The organism is Stenotrophomonas sp. YJH_SMC_29, assembly GCF_059371235.1.
Map to the genome: position 1 here is coordinate 1 of NZ_JCAFUK010000024.1, position 15,549 is coordinate 15,549.

Consider the following 15,549-nt stretch of genomic DNA (forward strand, 5'->3'; position numbering starts at 1 on the left):
GAAATGGTGATGCCGGGTGACAACGTCAAGATGGTCGTCACCCTGATCAACCCGGTGGCCATGGACGAAGGCCTGCGCTTCGCCATCCGCGAAGGCGGCCGTACCGTCGGCGCCGGCGTGGTCTCGAAGATCATCGAGTAATCTGGTAGTATCTGCGCCCCGATGTTGCCTGGGTAGGGCATCGGGGCGTATCAAATGGGAAAGCAGGCACAGGACGTGCCTTGTGTTCCCCGGACCAGGAAGGGTCAATGCCATTCAGGCGGCGTCAACAGGCGACTGTTGACAGCTGCCTTGCGTGCCATTATGCTTCTACGTCTGGGCGGGCCGGGAAACTGGTCTGCCTACGTTTTTGAGGTCCATGGAGTGACCTTGTCGGCCTGCAGGACTGCGGGCCGTCCGTATTCAGGAATTTCATGGGGCAAAGCAACCCAGAGGCTTTGTCTGTCGCTCTTTTAACGAAGGAACCTACCGCCATGGCGGACCAAAAGATCCGGATCCGGCTGAAAGCGTTCGATCATCGTCTGATCGACCGTTCGGCCAGCGAGATCGTTGAAACGGCAAAGCGGACCGGCGCGCAAGTGCGTGGCCCGATCCCGCTGCCGACCAAGATCGAGCGTTACACCGTTCTCGTCTCCCCGCACGTCGACAAGGACGCGCGTGACCAGTACGAGACCCGCACGCACAAGCGCGTGCTCGATATCGTTGACCCGAATGACAAGACCGTGGACGCGCTGATGAAGCTCGAACTGGCTGCCGGCGTCGACGTTCAGATCAAGCTGACCTGAGGACTACGACCATGACGAAGAAGTATTCGTTGGGCTTCGTGGGCCGCAAGGCCGGCATGAGCCGCGTGTTCACCGAAGATGGCCGTTCCATCCCGGTGACCCTGATCGAAGCAACCCCGAACCGCATCGCGCAGATCAAGACCGTCGAAACCGACGGCTACAGCGCCGTGCAGGTGACCGTCGGCGCGCGTCGCGCTGCCCTGGTCAACAAGCCGGAAGCCGGCCACTTCGCCAAGGCGAAGGTGGAAGCGGGTCGTGGCCTGTGGGAATTCCGCGTTGAAGACGCGCAGCTCGGCGATTTCGCCGTTGGCGGCGAAGTCAAGGCGGACATCTTCGAAGTCGGCCAGATCGTCGACGTCCAGGGTGTCACCAAGGGTAAGGGCTTCCAGGGCACCATCAAGCGCCACAACTTCCGTATGGGCGATGCAACCCACGGTAACTCGCTGTCGCATCGCGCGCCGGGTTCGCTGGGTCAGCGCCAGACCCCGGGTCGCGTTTTCCCGGGCAAGAAGATGTCGGGCCACATGGGCGCGGTGCAGCAGAGCACCCAGAACCTGGAAGTGGTCAAGGTCGACGTCGAGCGCGGTCTGATCGCCGTTCGCGGCGCCGTTCCGGGCGCGGCGGGTGGCGATGTGATCGTCCGTCCGGCGAGCAAGGCATAAGGAGAGATGACGATGGAACTCGTTATCACGGGTAGCAACAACAAGGTCTCGGTCTCCGACGCCGTGTTCGGTCGCGATTTCAGCGAAGATCTGGTCCACCAGGTCGTCGTTGCCTACCGCAACGCCGGTCGCGCCGGCACCAAGGCACAGAAGACTCGCTCCGAAGTGGCTGGTACCACCAAGAAGTCGAAGAAGCAGAAGGGCGGCGGCGCGCGTCATGGCGCACTGACGGCTCCGATCTTCGTCGGCGGCGGTGTCACCTTCGCGGCCAAGCCGCGCAGCTTCGAGCAGAAGGTCAATCGTAAGCAGTACCGTGCCGCCATGTGCGCGATCCTGTCCGAGCTGAACCGTCAGGGCCGCCTGACCATCGTGGAGTCCTTCGACGTCGAAGCGACCAACACGAAGGGTCTGGTCGCCAAGCTGGCCGGCCTGGAAGTGGGCAAGCGCCCGCTGATCGTCACCGAAGAAGCGTCCGAGCACCTGTACCTGTCCGCCCGCAATCTGCCGTACGTGCAGGTGCGTGACGTCCAGGGCCTGGATCCGGTCTCGCTGGTGGGTGCCGACACGGTCGTCATCACCGCTGACGCGGTCAAGAAGGTCGAGGAGTGGCTGGCATGAACAGCAACGAAAAAATCTTCAGCGTGCTGCGTGCCCCGCGTGTCTCCGAAAAGACCGCGCGCCTGCAGGAACTCTCCAACCAGTATGTCTTCGAAGTTTCGAACGAAGCCACCAAGGCCGATGTAAAGGCCGCGGTTGAGCAGCTGTTCGACGTCAAGGTCGAAGCCGTCAACGTGGTCAACGTCAAGGGCAAGAACAAGTCCTTCCGTAACCGTGCTGGCCGCCGCGGCGATTGGCGCAAGGCGTACGTTCGCCTGGCCGACGGCCAGTCGATCGATGTAACGGCCAAGGCCTGAGGTACATCCCATGCCATTGATGAAATTCAAGCCCACTTCCCCCGGCCGCCGTTCGGCCGTGCGCGTGGTTACGCCCGACCTGCACAAGGGTGCTCCGCACGCCGCACTGGTCGAGTCGCAGAGCCGCTCGGGTGGCCGCAACCACCACGGCCGCATCACCGTGCGTCACGTCGGTGGTGGTGCCAAGCAGCACTACCGCATCATCGACTTCAAGCGCAACAAGCTGGGCATCCCGGCGCGCGTGGAACGCATCGAATACGATCCGAACCGCACCGCCCACATCGCCCTGCTGTGCTACGTCGATGGTGAGCGTCGCTACATCATCGCCCCGAAGGGCCTGAAGGCCGGTGATCAGGTGATCGCTGGTTCGGACGCCCCGATCAAGGCCGGCAACACCCTGCCGCTGCGCAACATCCCGGTCGGCACCACCATCCACTGCATCGAGCTGAAGCCGGGCAAGGGCGCTCAGATCGCTCGCGCCGCTGGTGCGGCCGTGCAGCTGGTGGCTCGCGAAGGCATCTACGCCACCCTGCGCCTGCGCTCGGGTGAAATGCGCAAGGTTCCGGTCGAGTGCTGCGCCACCATCGGCGAAGTCGGCAACGACGAGCACAGCCTGGAAAAGCTGGGCAAGGCCGGTGCCAAGCGTTGGCGCGGCGTCCGCCCGACCGTTCGTGGTGCTGCCATGAACCCGGTTGACCACCCGCACGGTGGTGGTGAGGCCAAGGCCGGCCAGGGTAACCCGCATCCGGTCACCCCGTGGGGTGTTCCGACCAAGGGTTACAAGACGCGCCATAACAAGCGCACTCAGCAGTTCATCGTCCGCGATCGTAGGGGCTAATCGACCATGGCACGTTCACTCAAGAAGGGCCCGTTCGTCGATCACCACCTCGTCAAGAAGGTGGAGGCCGCTGCGGGCAGCAAGAAGCCGATCAAGACCTGGTCGCGCCGTTCGATGATCCTGCCTGACATGGTAGGCATCACCATTGCCGTGCATAACGGCAAGAACCACATCCCGGTTCTCGTCAACGAGAACATGGTCGGCCACAAGCTCGGCGAATTTGCCATCACCCGGACCTTCAAGGGTCACGGTGGTGACAAGAAGTCGGGCAAGTAAGGAGAGATGACAATGGAAGCGAAAGCCATCCTGCGCACTGCGCGCATCTCCCCGCAGAAGGCTCGTCTGGTCGCTGACCAGGTGCGCGGTCTGCCGGCCGAACGTGCGGTCAACCTGCTGAAGTTCTCGGACAAGAAGGCTGCCCACCTGATCAAGAAGGTGGTGGAGTCGGCAATTGCCAACGCCGAGAACAACCAGGGCGCCGACGTCGACGAGCTGAAGGTTCAGACCATCATGGTTGATGAAGGTCCGACCCTGAAGCGTTTCATGGCGCGGGCGAAAGGCCGCGGTACCCGCATCCTCAAGCGCACCAGCCACATCACTGTGGTTGTGGGCGCCGCCAAGTAAGCGGATAAGGAAAAGACCATGGGTCATAAAGTTCATCCGATTGGTATCCGCCTCGGCATTTCCAAGGACTGGAACTCCAAGTGGTACGCCAACAAGGCCGAGTTCGCCGGTTACCTGGCAGCCGACCTGAAAGTGCGCGAAATGCTGCGCAAGAAGCTGGCCCAGGCCGGCATCAGCAAGATCCTGATCGAGCGTCCGGCCAAGACCGCTCGCGTGACGATCCACACCGCCCGTCCGGGCGTGGTGATCGGCAAGCGCGGTGAGGACATCGAGAAGCTGCGCAAGGAAGTGAGCGAGATGATGGGCGTCCCGGCGCACATCAACGTCACCGAAGTGCGCAAGCCGGAACTGGACGCGCAGCTCGTTGCCGAGTCGATCGCCCAGCAGCTGGAGCGTCGCATCATGTTCCGCCGTGCAATGAAGCGCTCGGTCGGCAACGCGATGCGCCTGGGTGCCCTGGGCATCAAGGTCAACGTTGGTGGCCGCCTCAACGGTGCTGAAATCGCCCGTTCGGAGTGGTACCGCGAAGGCCGCGTGCCGCTGCACACCCTGCGTGCCGACATCGACTATGGCTTCGCTGAAGCCAAGACGACCTACGGCATCATCGGCATCAAGGTCTGGATCTACAAGGGCGAGGTCTTCGATTTCTCCCAGGTTGGCCAGGAAAAGCAGGACGACACCCCGTCGCGCAACGATCGTCACGATCGCGGCGACCGTGGTGACCGTCAGCGCCCGGCCCGTGAAGCGAGGTAACGACAATGTTGCAACCCAAGCGAACCAAGTACCGCAAGGTACACAAGGGCCGTAACGATGGCCTGAGCTGGAGCGCCAACGCTGTCAGCTTCGGCGAATACGGCCTGAAGGCAACCGCACACGGTCAGCTGACCGCGCGTCAGATCGAAGCGGCCCGCCGCTCGATCAGCCGCTACGTCAAGCGCGGCGGCAAGATGTGGATCCGCGTGTTCCCCGACAAGCCCATCACCAAGAAGCCCATCGAAGTTCGAATGGGTTCGGGTAAGGGTAACGTGGAATACTGGGTGGCCCAGATCCAGCCCGGCCGCATGATCTATGAAATCGAGGGTGTTTCCGAGGAAGTGGCTCGCGAGGCGTTCCGCCTGGCCGCCGCCAAGCTCTCGGTCACCACCACTTTCGTGACCCGTACGGTGCGCTGATGGATATCAAAACTCTCCGTGAAAAGTCGGCTGACGAACTCAAGGCCCACCTGATCGACCTGCGTAAGGAACAGTTCTCTGTCCGTATGCAGCAGGTCACCGGCCAGCTGCCGAAGACCCACGACATTCGCCGGGTCCGTCGCGAGATTGCTCGCGTCAAGACCCTGCTCGGCAGCACGAAGTAAGGATGGCCGCTATGAGCGACAATACTGAAAAGAAGACGCTGCGCACGGTCGAAGGCCGTGTCGTCAGCAACAAGATGGACAAGACGGTTACCGTCCTGGTTGAGCGTCAGGTCAAGCACGCGCTGTACGGCAAGTACATCAAGCGCTCGACCAAGCTGCACGCCCACGATGCCGACAACGCCTGCAAGGAAGGCGATGTCGTCCGCGTGACCGAGATTGCTCCGATGTCCAAGACCAAGAACTGGCGCGTGGTGGAAGTCATCACGCGTGCGGCTGAATAAGGAGTCTGAATCATGATCCAGATGCAGAGCTACCTTGACGTCGCGGACAATTCGGGTGCCAAGCAGGTGATGTGCTTCAAGGTGCTGGGTGGTTCCAAGCGCCGTTACGCCGGCATCGGCGACATCATCAAGGTCACCGTGAAGGATGCGATTCCGCGCGGCAAGGTCAAGAAGGGTGAAGTGTATGACGCCGTCGTGGTGCGTACCCGCAAGGGTGTGCGTCGCGCCGACGGTTCGCTGATCCGCTTCGACGGCAACGCTGCCGTCCTGCTGAACAACAAGCAGGAGCCGATCGGTACCCGTATCTTCGGGCCGGTGACCCGTGAACTTCGTTCGGAGAAGTTCATGAAGATCGTCTCGCTCGCTCCCGAAGTGCTGTGAGCGACAGGAGATAATCATGGCTAACCGTATCAAGAAGGGCGACCAGGTTGTCGTCAACGCTGGCAAGGACAAGGGCAAGCAGGGCGAAGTCGTCCGCGTCGACGGCGACCGTGTGGTCGTCGCCAACGTGAACATCGTCAAGCGCCACACCAAGCCGAACCCGCAGGCAGGTGTTGCCGGCGGCGTGGTCGAGCGCGAAGCTTCGATCCATATCTCCAACGTGAACGTGCTGAACCCGGCTTCGGGCAAGGGCGAACGCGTTGGCTTCAAGGTGCTGGAGGATGGACGCAAACTGCGTGTGTTCCGCTCCAGCGGTGAGGCGCTCGACGCCTGAGGAATGTGAAGATGACTTCCCGTCTCGAAAAGATCTACAAGGAAGAAGTGGTGCCGGCGCTGATGAAGCAGTTCGGCTACACCAATCCGATGGAAGTACCGAAGCTCGTCAAGGTCACCCTGAACATGGGTGTCGGCGAGGCTGCCACCAACAAGAAGATCCTGGAAAACGCCGTCGCGGACATGACCAAGATTTCCGGCCAGAAGCCGGTTGTCACCAAGTCGCGTATCTCGGTTGCGTCGTTCAAGATCCGTGATGGTTGGCCGATCGGCTGCAAGACCACGCTGCGTCGCCACAAGATGTACGAGTTCCTGGACCGCCTGATCAACATCTCGCTGCCGCGCGTGCGCGACTTCCGTGGTGTTTCCGGTCGTTCCTTCGACGGCCGCGGCAACTTCAACATGGGTGTGAAGGAACAGATCATCTTCCCGGAAATCGACTTCGACGCCGTCGACGCGATCCGCGGTATGGATATCGCCATCACCACCACTGCGAAGACCGACGCGGAAGCGAAGGCGCTGCTGGCAGCGTTCAAGTTCCCGTTCCGTAACTGATCTGTCGAGGAAACCGAAATGGCAAAGACCTCCATGGTCAACCGCGACATCAAGCGGGAAAAGCTGGCCAAGAAGTACGCTGAGAAGCGTGCGGCTCTGAAGAAGATCGTGTCCTCCGTGGACGCGACCTACGAAGAGAAGATCGACGCCGCAACCAAGCTGGCCAAGCTGCCGCGCGATTCGTCGCCGAGCCGTCAGCGCAACCGTTGCGAGCTGTCGGGTCGTCCGCGTGGCGTGTACAGCAAGTTCGGCCTCGGCCGCAACAAGCTGCGCGAAGCCACCATGCGTGGCGACGTCCCGGGCCTGCGCAAGGCCAGCTGGTAATCCCAGCCGGCCCTGCGATCAGCACCTCCTTGCGGGGGTGCTGAACCGGGGGAGGGGGCTGTTCAGCTTCCTTTCTGCGAAAAAAACCCGAAGAGCCCGACGCAAGTCGGGCTCTTTTGGCGTATACTCCCGCGTCTTGCCCTGTGCAGACGGGGTTGTAGGAGTGGGCCCTGGCCCGCTGCATCAAGGGACCTGGCCCGTTTCCAGGAGACAACAGATTTTCGCGAAAGCGGATATCGGTGCACTCAAAGGTACTCATATGAGCATGACTGATCCCATCGCCGACCTGCTGGTCCGCATCAAGAATGCGGCCGCAGTTGGCAAGCAGACGGTGAAAGCCCCGTCGTCCAAGATCAAGGTTGCGATCGCCCAGGTCCTGAAGGACGAGGGTTACATCACCGACCTGCGCGTGACCCAGCTGGAAAACAACAAGTCCGAGCTGGAAATCGTGCTGAAGTATTTCGAAGGCAAGCCGGTCATCGCGACCCTGAAGCGCTTCTCGCGTTCGGGCCTGCGCCAGTACCGCGGCAAGAGCGAGCTGCCGAAGGTCATGAACGGCCTGGGTATCTCCATCATTTCCACCTCCAAGGGCATCATGACTGATGCGCAGGCGCGCCAGCTGGGCGTCGGCGGCGAAGTCCTGTGCTTCGTGGCCTAAGGCGAAAGGAGTAGAACTATGTCCCGCGTAGCCAAGAAGCCGATCACCCTGGGTAAGGTTGAACTGAACGTCCAGTCGGACAGCGTCACCGCCAAGGGCCCGAAGGGCACCCTGTCGCTGGCCAAGCCGGCCGGCATTGCCATCAACGTCGACAATGGCGTTGCCACCCTGAGCACCGAGAACGCCGAGCTGGTCGCACTGACCGGCACCGTGCGTGCGATCCTGTCCAACATGGTCAAGGGCGTGTCCGAAGGCTTCGAGCGCAAGCTGGAGCTGGTTGGCGTGGGTTACCGCGCTGCCATGCAGGGCAAGGACCTGAGCCTGTCGCTGGGCTTCTCGCACCCGGTCGTGTTCGTGGCGCCGGAAGGCATCACCATCACCACCCCGACCCAGACCGAGATCCTGGTCCAGGGCGCTGACAAGCAGGTTGTCGGTGAAGTCGCCGCCAAGATCCGTGCGTTCCGCAAGCCGGAGCCGTACAAGGGCAAGGGCGTGAAGTACTCCGACGAAGTCATCATCCGTAAGGAAGCCAAGAAGGCGTAAGTGCGAGTCCCTCGCGAGAGCCCGCACATCCATGTGCGGACTCCTCAGGGAAAAGCCCATCCTTCAGCTTTCAAGGAACAATCAAAATGAACAAGAACATCGCCCGCCTGCGTCGCGCCAAGTCGACCCGCGCCCACATCCGTGAGCTCGGCGTCGCCCGCCTGTCGGTGCTGCGCACCGGCCAGCACCTGTACGCCCAGGTCTTCACCGCTGACGGTTCGAAGGTGCTGGCTGCCGCCAACACCACCCAGACCGACGTCAAGGAAGGCCTGAAGAACGGCAAGAACGCCGATGCCGCTGCCAAGGTTGGCCGCATCGTCGCCGAGCGCGCCAAGGCCGCCGGCGTCGAGAAGGTTGCCTTCGATCGTTCGGGCTACCGCTACCACGGCCGCATCAAGGCCCTGGCAGAAGCCGCCCGCGAAGCCGGCCTGCAGTTCTAAGGGACAAGGGCAGGGGGCCGATGGCCTCCTGCCTGCCTGCTCGCCAGCCTGAGCGAGGCTGGACGGCGCCGCTCTTCTGCAGCGGCCCACCGGAACAACGCGTCACTCCACAACCATAAGCGGCCTCGAGCCGTACATACCCAAACAACCAAGGAATCAACATGGCAGAAGAGCGTCAGCAGCGGGGTCGCGATCGCGACCGTAACCGCGAAGAGAAGATCGACGACGGCATGATCGAAAAGCTGGTCGCGGTCAACCGCGTCAGCAAGACCGTCAAGGGTGGCCGCCAGTTCACCTTCACCGCCCTGACCGTTGTCGGCGACGGCGAAGGCAAGGTCGGTTTCGGTTATGGCAAGGCCCGCGAAGTGCCGGTCGCCATCCAGAAGTCGATGGAGCAGGCCCGCAAGAACCTGGTCAGCGTTGACCTGAACAACGGCACCCTGTGGCACACCATCAAGGATGGTCACGGCGCAGCCCGCGTGTTCATGCAGCCGGCTTCGGAAGGTACCGGCGTGATCGCCGGCGGTGCCATGCGCGCCGTGCTGGAAGCCGTTGGCGTGAAGAACGTGCTGGCCAAGGCCACCGGTTCGCGCAACCCGATCAACCTGGTGCGTGCCACCGTGAAGGGCCTGTCTGCTGCGCAGTCGCCGGCTCGCATCGCGGCCAAGCGCGGTAAGAAGGTGGAGGAACTCAACCATGGCTAATGAGTCCAACAAGACTGTGAAGGTCCGCCTGGTGCGTGGCCTGCGTGGTACCCAGTCGCGTCACCGCCTGTCGGTGCGTGCCCTGGGCCTGAACAAGCTCAACGATGTGCGTGAACTGAAGGACAGCCCGCAGGTACGCGGCCTGATCAATAAGGTTCAGTACCTCGTCCAGGTTGAGGAGTAATCGACCATGACTCTGCGTCTCAATGAACTGAGCCCGGCACCGGGCGCCCGCACCGAGCGCACCCGCGTCGGCCGCGGTATCGGCTCGGGCCTGGGCAAGACTGCCGGCCGCGGCCACAAGGGTTCGTTCGCCCGTAAGGGTGGCGGCAAGATCAAGGCTGGCTTCGAAGGCGGCCAGACCCCCATGCAGCGCCGTCTGCCGAAGATCGGCTTCCGTTCGCCGATCGCCAAGGACACCGCTGAAGTGCTGCTGTACGCGCTGGACAAGCTGCCGGCCGGTGAGATCGATTTCGCCGCCCTGCGTGCTGCCAAGCTGGTCCCGAGCACCGCAAAGAAGGCCAAGGTCGTCGTCAAGGGCGAAGTGACCAAGGCGTTCACCCTGAAGGGTATTGCTGCCACGGCCGGTGCCAAGGCTGCAATCGAAGCTGCCGGCGGCAGCGTAACGGAGTAAGAAAATCATGGCGCAAGCTGGCATCGGTAACCTCGCGGGCGGAATGGGCAAGTTCACTGAACTTCGCCAACGTTTGCTGTTCGTCGTCGGGGCTTTGATCGTCTATCGCATCGGCTGCTACGTGCCGGTGCCGGGCGTCAATCCCGATGCCATGCTTGCCATGATGCAACAGCAGGGCGGCGGCATCGTGGACATGTTCAACATGTTCTCGGGCGGCGCCCTGCACCGTTTCAGCATCTTCGCGCTGAACGTGATGCCGTACATTTCGGCATCGATCGTGATGCAGCTGGCGGTGCACATCTTCCCCGCGCTGAAGGCGATGCAGAAGGAAGGTGAGTCCGGCCGCCGCAAGATCACCCAGTATTCGCGCATCGGCGCCGTGCTGCTGGCGGTGGTGCAGGGCGGCTCGATCGCGCTGGCCCTGCAGGGCCAGGTCTCGCCGTCGGGCGCTCCGGTCGTGTACGCGCCGGGCATGGGCTTCGTGCTCACCGCCGTGGTCGCGCTGACCGCCGGCACCATGTTCCTGATGTGGGTGGGCGAGCAGGTCACCGAGCGTGGCATCGGCAACGGCGTCTCGCTGATCATCTTCGCCGGTATCGTGGCCGGCCTGCCGGGTGCGGTCATCCACACCTTCGACGCCTACCGCGACGGCAACATCCAGTTCATCCAGCTGCTGCTGATCGCCATCGTTGTGCTTGCCTTCACCTTCTTCGTGGTGTTCGTCGAGCGCGGCCAGCGCCGGATCACGGTGAACTACGCGCGCCGCCAGGGCGGTCGCAACGCGTACATGAACCAGACCTCGTTCCTGCCGCTGAAGCTCAACATGGCCGGCGTCATCCCGGCGATCTTCGCCTCGAGCCTGCTGGCCTTCCCGGCCACCCTGGCCATGTGGTCGGGCCAGGCGGCCAACCAGAGCAGCTTCGGCCAGGTGCTGCAGAAGGTCGCCAACGCGCTCGGCCCGGGCGAGCCGCTGCACATGATCGTATTCGCTGCGCTGATCACCGGCTTTGCGTTCTTCTATACCGCGCTGGTCTTCAACTCGCAGGAAACCGCCGACAACCTGAAGAAGTCGGGCGCGCTGATCCCGGGCATCCGTCCGGGCAAGGCCACCGCCGACTACATCGACGGCGTGCTGACCCGCCTGACCGCTGCCGGTTCGGCGTACCTGGTGATCGTCTGCCTGCTGCCGGAACTGATGCGCACGCAGCTGAACGCCTCGTTCTACTTCGGTGGTACTTCGCTGCTGATCGTGGTGGTGGTGGTGATGGACTTCATCGCCCAGGTGCAGGCGCACCTGATGTCCCAACAGTACGAGAGCCTGCTGAAGAAGGCCAACCTGAAGGGCGGCAACCGCGGCGGTTTTGCCCGCGGCTGATTGAGCTGTTATACTTTCGTCTTCCTGACGTGATGGTCCCTCCGCTTCGCGGACTTCGGCCACACAAACGAAGGGCGGCCCCCGCAGCGGTTCCGGGTGGGGGTGTGATGAGGTGGTCCCGCGCTGGAGTAGCGCGGGCGGCCCCGGGGGAAACCCCAGGTCCAACCCCATCCGGCGCCGGAGCCTGGGCACACTCCCCAGGCCGGGTTCATGAAACCAATGGTTTCACGGGCTTCCATGTAAACCGGAACCTTGTTAGTATCGCTAGTTCACTTTTTTGATCCATCCTGCCGGATTGGCGTGCCCGAGGCGCGCTGTCGGCCATCACTCAGCTGGAGAACCGCGTCATGGCGCGTATTGCAGGCGTCAACCTGCCAGCCCAGAAGCATGTCTGGGTCGGGTTGCAAAGCATTTACGGCATCGGCCGTACCCGTTCGAAGAAGGTCTGCGAAGTCGCAGGCGTTGCTTCGACCACCAAGATCCGCGATCTGTCGGAGCCGGAAATCGAGCGCCTGCGCGCCGAAGTCGGCAAGTACATCGTGGAAGGCGATCTGCGCCGTGAGATCGGCATCGCGATCAAGCGCCTGATGGACCTGGGCTGCTACCGCGGCCTGCGTCACCGTCGTGGTCTCCCGCTGCGTGGCCAGCGCACCCGTACCAACGCCCGCACCCGCAAGGGTCCGCGCAAGGCGATCAAGAAGTAAGGGACTGAGAAATGGCTAAGCCCGCTGCTAAGACCAAGAAGAAGATCAAGCGCGTCGTCACCGACGGCGTCGCCCACGTCCACGCTTCGTTCAACAACACCATCGTCACCATCACCGACCGCCAGGGCAACGCTCTGTCGTGGGCAACCTCCGGTGGCGCTGGCTTCCGCGGTTCGCGCAAGTCGACCCCGTTCGCTGCCCAGGTGGCGGCTGAAAAGGCCGGTCGTGCTGCGCTGGACTACGGCGTGAAGTCGCTGGAAGTCCGCATCAAGGGCCCGGGTCCGGGCCGTGAGTCGGCCGTGCGTTCGTTGAACAACGTCGGCTACAAGATCACCAACATCATCGACGTGACGCCCATCCCGCACAACGGGTGCCGTCCGCCGAAGAAGCGTCGCGTCTAAAGGGAGCGATAAGAAATGGCTCGTTATATCGGTCCTACCTGTAAGCTCGCCCGCCGCGAAGGCGCCGACCTGTCCCTGAAGAGCCCGGCGCGTGCGCTGGACTCCAAGTGCAAGCTGGAGCAGAAGCCCGGCCAGCACGGCGCCACTGCCCGCAAGGGCAAGCTGTCCGACTACGCCACCCAGCTGCGTGAAAAGCAGAAGGTCAAGCGTATCTACGGCCTGCTGGAGCGTCAGTTCCGCAACTACTACAAGAAGGCCTCGACCAAGAAGGGCAACACCGGCGAGAACCTGCTGCAGCTGCTGGAAACCCGCCTGGACAACGTCGTCTACCGCATGGGCTTCGCCGTGACCCGTCCGGCTGCCCGTCAGCTGGTGTCGCACCGCGGCGTCACCGTGAATGGCAAGTCGGTCAACCTGGCCTCGTACCAGGTCAAGGCTGGCGACGCCATCGCTCTGTCCGAAAAGGCTGCCAAGCAGCTGCGCGTCCAGGAAGCCCTGACCGTCGCCGCCCAGCATGACCTGAGCCCGTCGTGGGTTGAAGTGGATTCCGGCAAGTTCACCGGCATCTTCAAGGCTGTTCCGGATCGTTCGGATCTGCCTGCGGACATCAACGAAGCGCTGATCGTCGAGCTGTATTCGAAGTAATTCACATTGGAGAGCCCCCGGCGACGGCCGGGGGTTCACTAGGAGAACCCGCAACATGACGGTTACCGCCAACCAGGTTCTGCGTCCTCGCGGTCCGCAGATCGAACGCCTTACCGACACCCGCGCAAAGGTCGTCATCGAACCTTTGGAGCGGGGTTACGGGCATACGCTGGGCAACGCCCTGCGTCGCGTGCTGCTGTCGTCCATCCCGGGCTTCGCCATCACGGAAGTCGAAATCGACGGCGTGTTGCATGAGTACACCACGGTCGAAGGTCTGCAGGAGGACGTGCTCGAAGTCCTGCTGAACCTGAAGGACGTGGCCATCCGTATGCACTCCGGCGACAGCGCCACCCTGTCCCTGTCCAAGCAGGGCCCGGGCGTTGTCACCGCTGCCGACATCAAGGTCGACCACAATGTGGAGATCCTGAACGGCGACCATGTGATCTGCCACCTGACCAAGGATACGGCGATCAACATGCGTCTGAAGATCGAACGTGGTTTCGGCTACCAGCCGGCGGCCGCGCGTCGTCGTCCGGACGAAGAAACCCGTGCCATCGGCCGCCTGGTCCTGGATGCCTCGTTCTCGCCGGTCCGCCGTGTCGCCTACGCCGTGGAAGCGGCGCGTGTCGAACAGCGCACCGACCTGGACAAGCTGGTCATCGATATCGAGACCAACGGCACCATCGATGCCGAGGAAGCCGTGCGCACCGCCGCCGACATCCTCAGCGACCAGCTGTCGGTGTTCGGTGACTTCACCCACCGCGACCGCGGTGCGGCCAAGCCGGCCAACAACGGCGTGGATCCGGTGCTGCTGCGCCCGATCGACGATCTGGAGCTGACCGTGCGTTCGGCCAACTGCCTGAAGGCTGAAAGCATCTACTACATCGGCGATCTGATCCAGAAGACCGAAGTGGAGCTGCTGAAGACCCCGAACCTGGGCAAGAAGTCGCTCACCGAGATCAAGGAAGTGCTGGCTCAGCGCGGCCTTTCGCTCGGCATGAAGCTGGAGAACTGGCCGCCGGCCGGCGTCGCCAGCCACGGTATGCTGGGCTGATATCGGTAATGCCTGGAGGCTCCACCGCTCGCGGTGGAGCCTTCAACGCAACACACCACGCCACGACGAACCGCAGGTTCGCGGGCAGGTCGTCCAGGACGGGTGACCAGGACCAACCGCAGTCCGCGCAGTAACGCCAGGATGGCGACAACGATCCACACAGCCGCATCATTAACCAAGGAATATCACCATGCGTCACCAGAAGTCTGGCCGTAAGTTCAGCCGCACCAGCGCCCACCGCGAAGCGATGTTCAAGAACATGGCCGCCTCGCTGTTCAAGCACGAGCTGATCAAGACCACCCTGCCGAAGGCCAAGGAACTGCGCCGCGTTGCCGAGCCGCTGATCACCCTGGCCAAGGTCGACTCCGTCGCCAACCGCCGTCTGGCCTTCGCCCGCCTGCGCGACAACGAAGCCGTGGGCAACCTGTTCACCATCCTGGGCCCGCGCTACGCGAACCGTCCGGGCGGCTACCTGCGCCTGCTGAAGTGCGGTTTCCGCGCCGGCGACAACGCACCGATGGCCTACGTCGAGCTGGTTGACCGTCCGGTCGTGGCCGAGGAAGTGGCCGAGTAATCGGACTGCTCCAATGCGACACAGCGAAAGCCCGGCCTCTGCCGGGCTTTTGCATTTCCGGAGCGGAGGTCCGGGGTCGGATCCCGTGCCACGGGCGCGGGATCTGACCCGCACCGTTCCGACAGGCGTCACCTGTGGCGGTTCGAATGGCGCGCGCTCTCGGTTACGCTTGGCGCCTTGATCCATTCGAGCGTTGACGATGAATCCACTGCGCTGGCCCTTCCGCGCCCAGTTCTTCCTGGGCTTCCTGATCTGCGCGGGCCTGCTCGGCTACGCGATCTTCCTGCAGCTCAAGATGGGCCTGGAGCCGTGCCCGCTGTGCATCTTCCAGCGCCTGGCTTTTGCCGCGCTGGGCCTGCTGTTCCTGATCGGTGCGCTGCACGGGCCGTCCAACCGTCCCGGCCGAGCCACCTACGGCGTGCTGGCCTTCATCGCGGCGGCCGTCGGCGTGGGCATCGCTGCGCGCCACGTCTACGTGCAGATGCTGCCGCCGGAGATGGGCGCGACCTGTGGCCCGCCGCTGAGCTTCCTGCGCGAGACCATGGGGCCGCTGGAAGTGTTCCGCACGGTACTGACCGGTACCGGCAACTGCGGCAACATCGACTGGACGTTCCTGGGCCTGACCATGCCGATGTGGTCGGGCGTGTGGTTCGTGCTGCTGGCGCTGTGGGCGCTGGTGGCGTCGCTGCGCAAGGTCAAGCGCTGAAGCAAGGCGGGGTCGGAGCCCTTTCCTGCGGAAAGGGATCCGACTCCAGGCACCCTG

Annotated in this window: 29 protein-coding genes; all 29 read left to right on the forward strand. The window is 63.0% G+C overall.

Features of this window, described 5'->3' with window-relative positions:
- The coding region (locus AC5P9I_RS19520; RefSeq protein ID WP_487247787.1) for an EF-Tu C-terminal domain-related protein at window positions 1-141 on the forward strand (141 nt) is incomplete at its 5' end.
- A 332-nt stretch (window positions 142-473) separates the two neighbouring features.
- Window positions 474-785 (forward strand): 30S ribosomal protein S10, encoded by a 312-nt coding sequence (gene rpsJ, locus AC5P9I_RS19525; protein WP_005408208.1) that lies wholly within the window; start codon window positions 474-476, stop codon window positions 783-785.
- An 11-nt stretch (window positions 786-796) separates the two neighbouring features.
- A complete protein-coding gene (gene rplC, locus AC5P9I_RS19530; RefSeq protein ID WP_004145336.1) occupies window positions 797-1,447 on the forward strand; it encodes a 50S ribosomal protein L3 in 651 nt (216 codons plus the stop codon).
- Between the two features lie 12 nt (window positions 1,448-1,459).
- On the forward strand, window positions 1,460-2,065 hold the full coding sequence (gene rplD / locus AC5P9I_RS19535) for a 50S ribosomal protein L4 (RefSeq protein WP_049470438.1): 606 nt from the start codon (window positions 1,460-1,462) through the stop codon (window positions 2,063-2,065).
- Window positions 2,062-2,361 (forward strand): 50S ribosomal protein L23, encoded by a 300-nt coding sequence (gene rplW, locus AC5P9I_RS19540; RefSeq protein ID WP_004145338.1) that lies wholly within the window; start codon window positions 2,062-2,064, stop codon window positions 2,359-2,361. The genes rplD and rplW overlap by 4 nt, the downstream gene beginning before the upstream one ends.
- Before the next feature lie 10 nt (window positions 2,362-2,371).
- Complete coding sequence (gene rplB / locus AC5P9I_RS19545; RefSeq protein ID WP_004145339.1) at window positions 2,372-3,199, forward strand: 50S ribosomal protein L2; 828 nt, start codon at window positions 2,372-2,374, stop codon at window positions 3,197-3,199.
- Between the two features lie 6 nt (window positions 3,200-3,205).
- The gene (rpsS, locus tag AC5P9I_RS19550; RefSeq protein ID WP_005415413.1) at window positions 3,206-3,475 is read left to right on the forward strand and encodes a 30S ribosomal protein S19; all 270 of its coding nucleotides are present in this window, start codon (window positions 3,206-3,208) and stop codon (window positions 3,473-3,475) included.
- A gap of 12 nt (window positions 3,476-3,487) precedes the next feature.
- A complete protein-coding gene (gene rplV / locus AC5P9I_RS19555) occupies window positions 3,488-3,823 on the forward strand; it encodes a 50S ribosomal protein L22 (protein WP_004145348.1) in 336 nt (111 codons plus the stop codon).
- A gap of 18 nt (window positions 3,824-3,841) precedes the next feature.
- Window positions 3,842-4,576, forward strand: coding sequence for a 30S ribosomal protein S3 (gene rpsC / locus AC5P9I_RS19560; protein ID WP_004145350.1), 735 nt, complete (start codon window positions 3,842-3,844; stop codon window positions 4,574-4,576).
- Between the two features lie 5 nt (window positions 4,577-4,581).
- The gene (gene rplP, locus AC5P9I_RS19565; protein WP_004154486.1) at window positions 4,582-4,995 is read left to right on the forward strand and encodes a 50S ribosomal protein L16; all 414 of its coding nucleotides are present in this window, start codon (window positions 4,582-4,584) and stop codon (window positions 4,993-4,995) included.
- Window positions 4,995-5,180 (forward strand): 50S ribosomal protein L29, encoded by a 186-nt coding sequence (gene rpmC / locus AC5P9I_RS19570; RefSeq protein ID WP_004154487.1) that lies wholly within the window; start codon window positions 4,995-4,997, stop codon window positions 5,178-5,180. Before rplP ends, rpmC begins: the two co-directional genes overlap by 1 nt.
- Before the next feature lie 11 nt (window positions 5,181-5,191).
- The gene (rpsQ, locus tag AC5P9I_RS19575; RefSeq protein ID WP_004154489.1) at window positions 5,192-5,461 is read left to right on the forward strand and encodes a 30S ribosomal protein S17; all 270 of its coding nucleotides are present in this window, start codon (window positions 5,192-5,194) and stop codon (window positions 5,459-5,461) included.
- Window positions 5,462-5,473: 12 nt separating this feature from the next.
- Window positions 5,474-5,842: a 50S ribosomal protein L14 gene (rplN, locus tag AC5P9I_RS19580; protein ID WP_010483978.1), complete on the forward strand. Its 369-nt coding sequence runs from the start codon at window positions 5,474-5,476 to the stop codon at window positions 5,840-5,842.
- Between the two features lie 16 nt (window positions 5,843-5,858).
- On the forward strand, window positions 5,859-6,176 hold the full coding sequence (gene rplX, locus AC5P9I_RS19585; protein WP_004154490.1) for a 50S ribosomal protein L24: 318 nt from the start codon (window positions 5,859-5,861) through the stop codon (window positions 6,174-6,176).
- An 11-nt stretch (window positions 6,177-6,187) separates the two neighbouring features.
- Entirely contained in the window at window positions 6,188-6,730 is a 543-nt protein-coding gene (gene rplE, locus AC5P9I_RS19590) for a 50S ribosomal protein L5 (RefSeq protein WP_005415416.1), read from the forward strand.
- A gap of 18 nt (window positions 6,731-6,748) precedes the next feature.
- The gene (gene rpsN / locus AC5P9I_RS19595) at window positions 6,749-7,054 is read left to right on the forward strand and encodes a 30S ribosomal protein S14 (protein WP_005408209.1); all 306 of its coding nucleotides are present in this window, start codon (window positions 6,749-6,751) and stop codon (window positions 7,052-7,054) included.
- 259 nt (window positions 7,055-7,313) lie between these two features.
- Complete coding sequence (rpsH, locus tag AC5P9I_RS19600) at window positions 7,314-7,712, forward strand: 30S ribosomal protein S8 (RefSeq protein WP_005408210.1); 399 nt, start codon at window positions 7,314-7,316, stop codon at window positions 7,710-7,712.
- A gap of 18 nt (window positions 7,713-7,730) precedes the next feature.
- Window positions 7,731-8,255: a 50S ribosomal protein L6 gene (rplF, locus tag AC5P9I_RS19605; RefSeq protein ID WP_014646052.1), complete on the forward strand. Its 525-nt coding sequence runs from the start codon at window positions 7,731-7,733 to the stop codon at window positions 8,253-8,255.
- Window positions 8,256-8,335: 80 nt separating this feature from the next.
- Window positions 8,336-8,695: a 50S ribosomal protein L18 gene (gene rplR, locus AC5P9I_RS19610; RefSeq protein WP_169411773.1), complete on the forward strand. Its 360-nt coding sequence runs from the start codon at window positions 8,336-8,338 to the stop codon at window positions 8,693-8,695.
- A gap of 161 nt (window positions 8,696-8,856) precedes the next feature.
- Window positions 8,857-9,399, forward strand: coding sequence for a 30S ribosomal protein S5 (rpsE, locus tag AC5P9I_RS19615; RefSeq protein ID WP_005408213.1), 543 nt, complete (start codon window positions 8,857-8,859; stop codon window positions 9,397-9,399).
- Window positions 9,392-9,583 carry a 50S ribosomal protein L30 gene (gene rpmD, locus AC5P9I_RS19620; protein WP_005408214.1) on the forward strand — a complete coding sequence of 64 codons (192 nt, stop codon included), beginning with the start codon at window positions 9,392-9,394 and terminating at the stop codon, window positions 9,581-9,583. The genes rpsE and rpmD overlap by 8 nt, the downstream gene beginning before the upstream one ends.
- 6 nt (window positions 9,584-9,589) lie before the next feature.
- Complete coding sequence (rplO, locus tag AC5P9I_RS19625) at window positions 9,590-10,033, forward strand: 50S ribosomal protein L15 (RefSeq protein ID WP_004154498.1); 444 nt, start codon at window positions 9,590-9,592, stop codon at window positions 10,031-10,033.
- Window positions 10,034-10,040: 7 nt separating this feature from the next.
- Entirely contained in the window at window positions 10,041-11,408 is a 1,368-nt protein-coding gene (gene secY, locus AC5P9I_RS19630) for a preprotein translocase subunit SecY (RefSeq protein ID WP_495217395.1), read from the forward strand.
- A 347-nt stretch (window positions 11,409-11,755) separates the two neighbouring features.
- Window positions 11,756-12,112 (forward strand): 30S ribosomal protein S13, encoded by a 357-nt coding sequence (gene rpsM / locus AC5P9I_RS19635; protein WP_004154500.1) that lies wholly within the window; start codon window positions 11,756-11,758, stop codon window positions 12,110-12,112.
- Between the two features lie 11 nt (window positions 12,113-12,123).
- On the forward strand, window positions 12,124-12,513 hold the full coding sequence (gene rpsK / locus AC5P9I_RS19640) for a 30S ribosomal protein S11 (RefSeq protein WP_004145443.1): 390 nt from the start codon (window positions 12,124-12,126) through the stop codon (window positions 12,511-12,513).
- A 15-nt stretch (window positions 12,514-12,528) separates the two neighbouring features.
- The gene (gene rpsD / locus AC5P9I_RS19645; RefSeq protein ID WP_004145446.1) at window positions 12,529-13,158 is read left to right on the forward strand and encodes a 30S ribosomal protein S4; all 630 of its coding nucleotides are present in this window, start codon (window positions 12,529-12,531) and stop codon (window positions 13,156-13,158) included.
- Between the two features lie 55 nt (window positions 13,159-13,213).
- Window positions 13,214-14,212, forward strand: a complete 999-nt coding sequence (locus AC5P9I_RS19650; protein ID WP_005408216.1) for a DNA-directed RNA polymerase subunit alpha — start codon at window positions 13,214-13,216, stop codon at window positions 14,210-14,212.
- Between the two features lie 190 nt (window positions 14,213-14,402).
- Window positions 14,403-14,786: a 50S ribosomal protein L17 gene (gene rplQ, locus AC5P9I_RS19655; protein ID WP_005408217.1), complete on the forward strand. Its 384-nt coding sequence runs from the start codon at window positions 14,403-14,405 to the stop codon at window positions 14,784-14,786.
- Between the two features lie 199 nt (window positions 14,787-14,985).
- Complete coding sequence (locus tag AC5P9I_RS19660; RefSeq protein ID WP_049470440.1) at window positions 14,986-15,492, forward strand: disulfide bond formation protein B; 507 nt, start codon at window positions 14,986-14,988, stop codon at window positions 15,490-15,492.
- The last annotated feature ends 57 nt before the right edge of the window (window positions 15,493-15,549 follow it).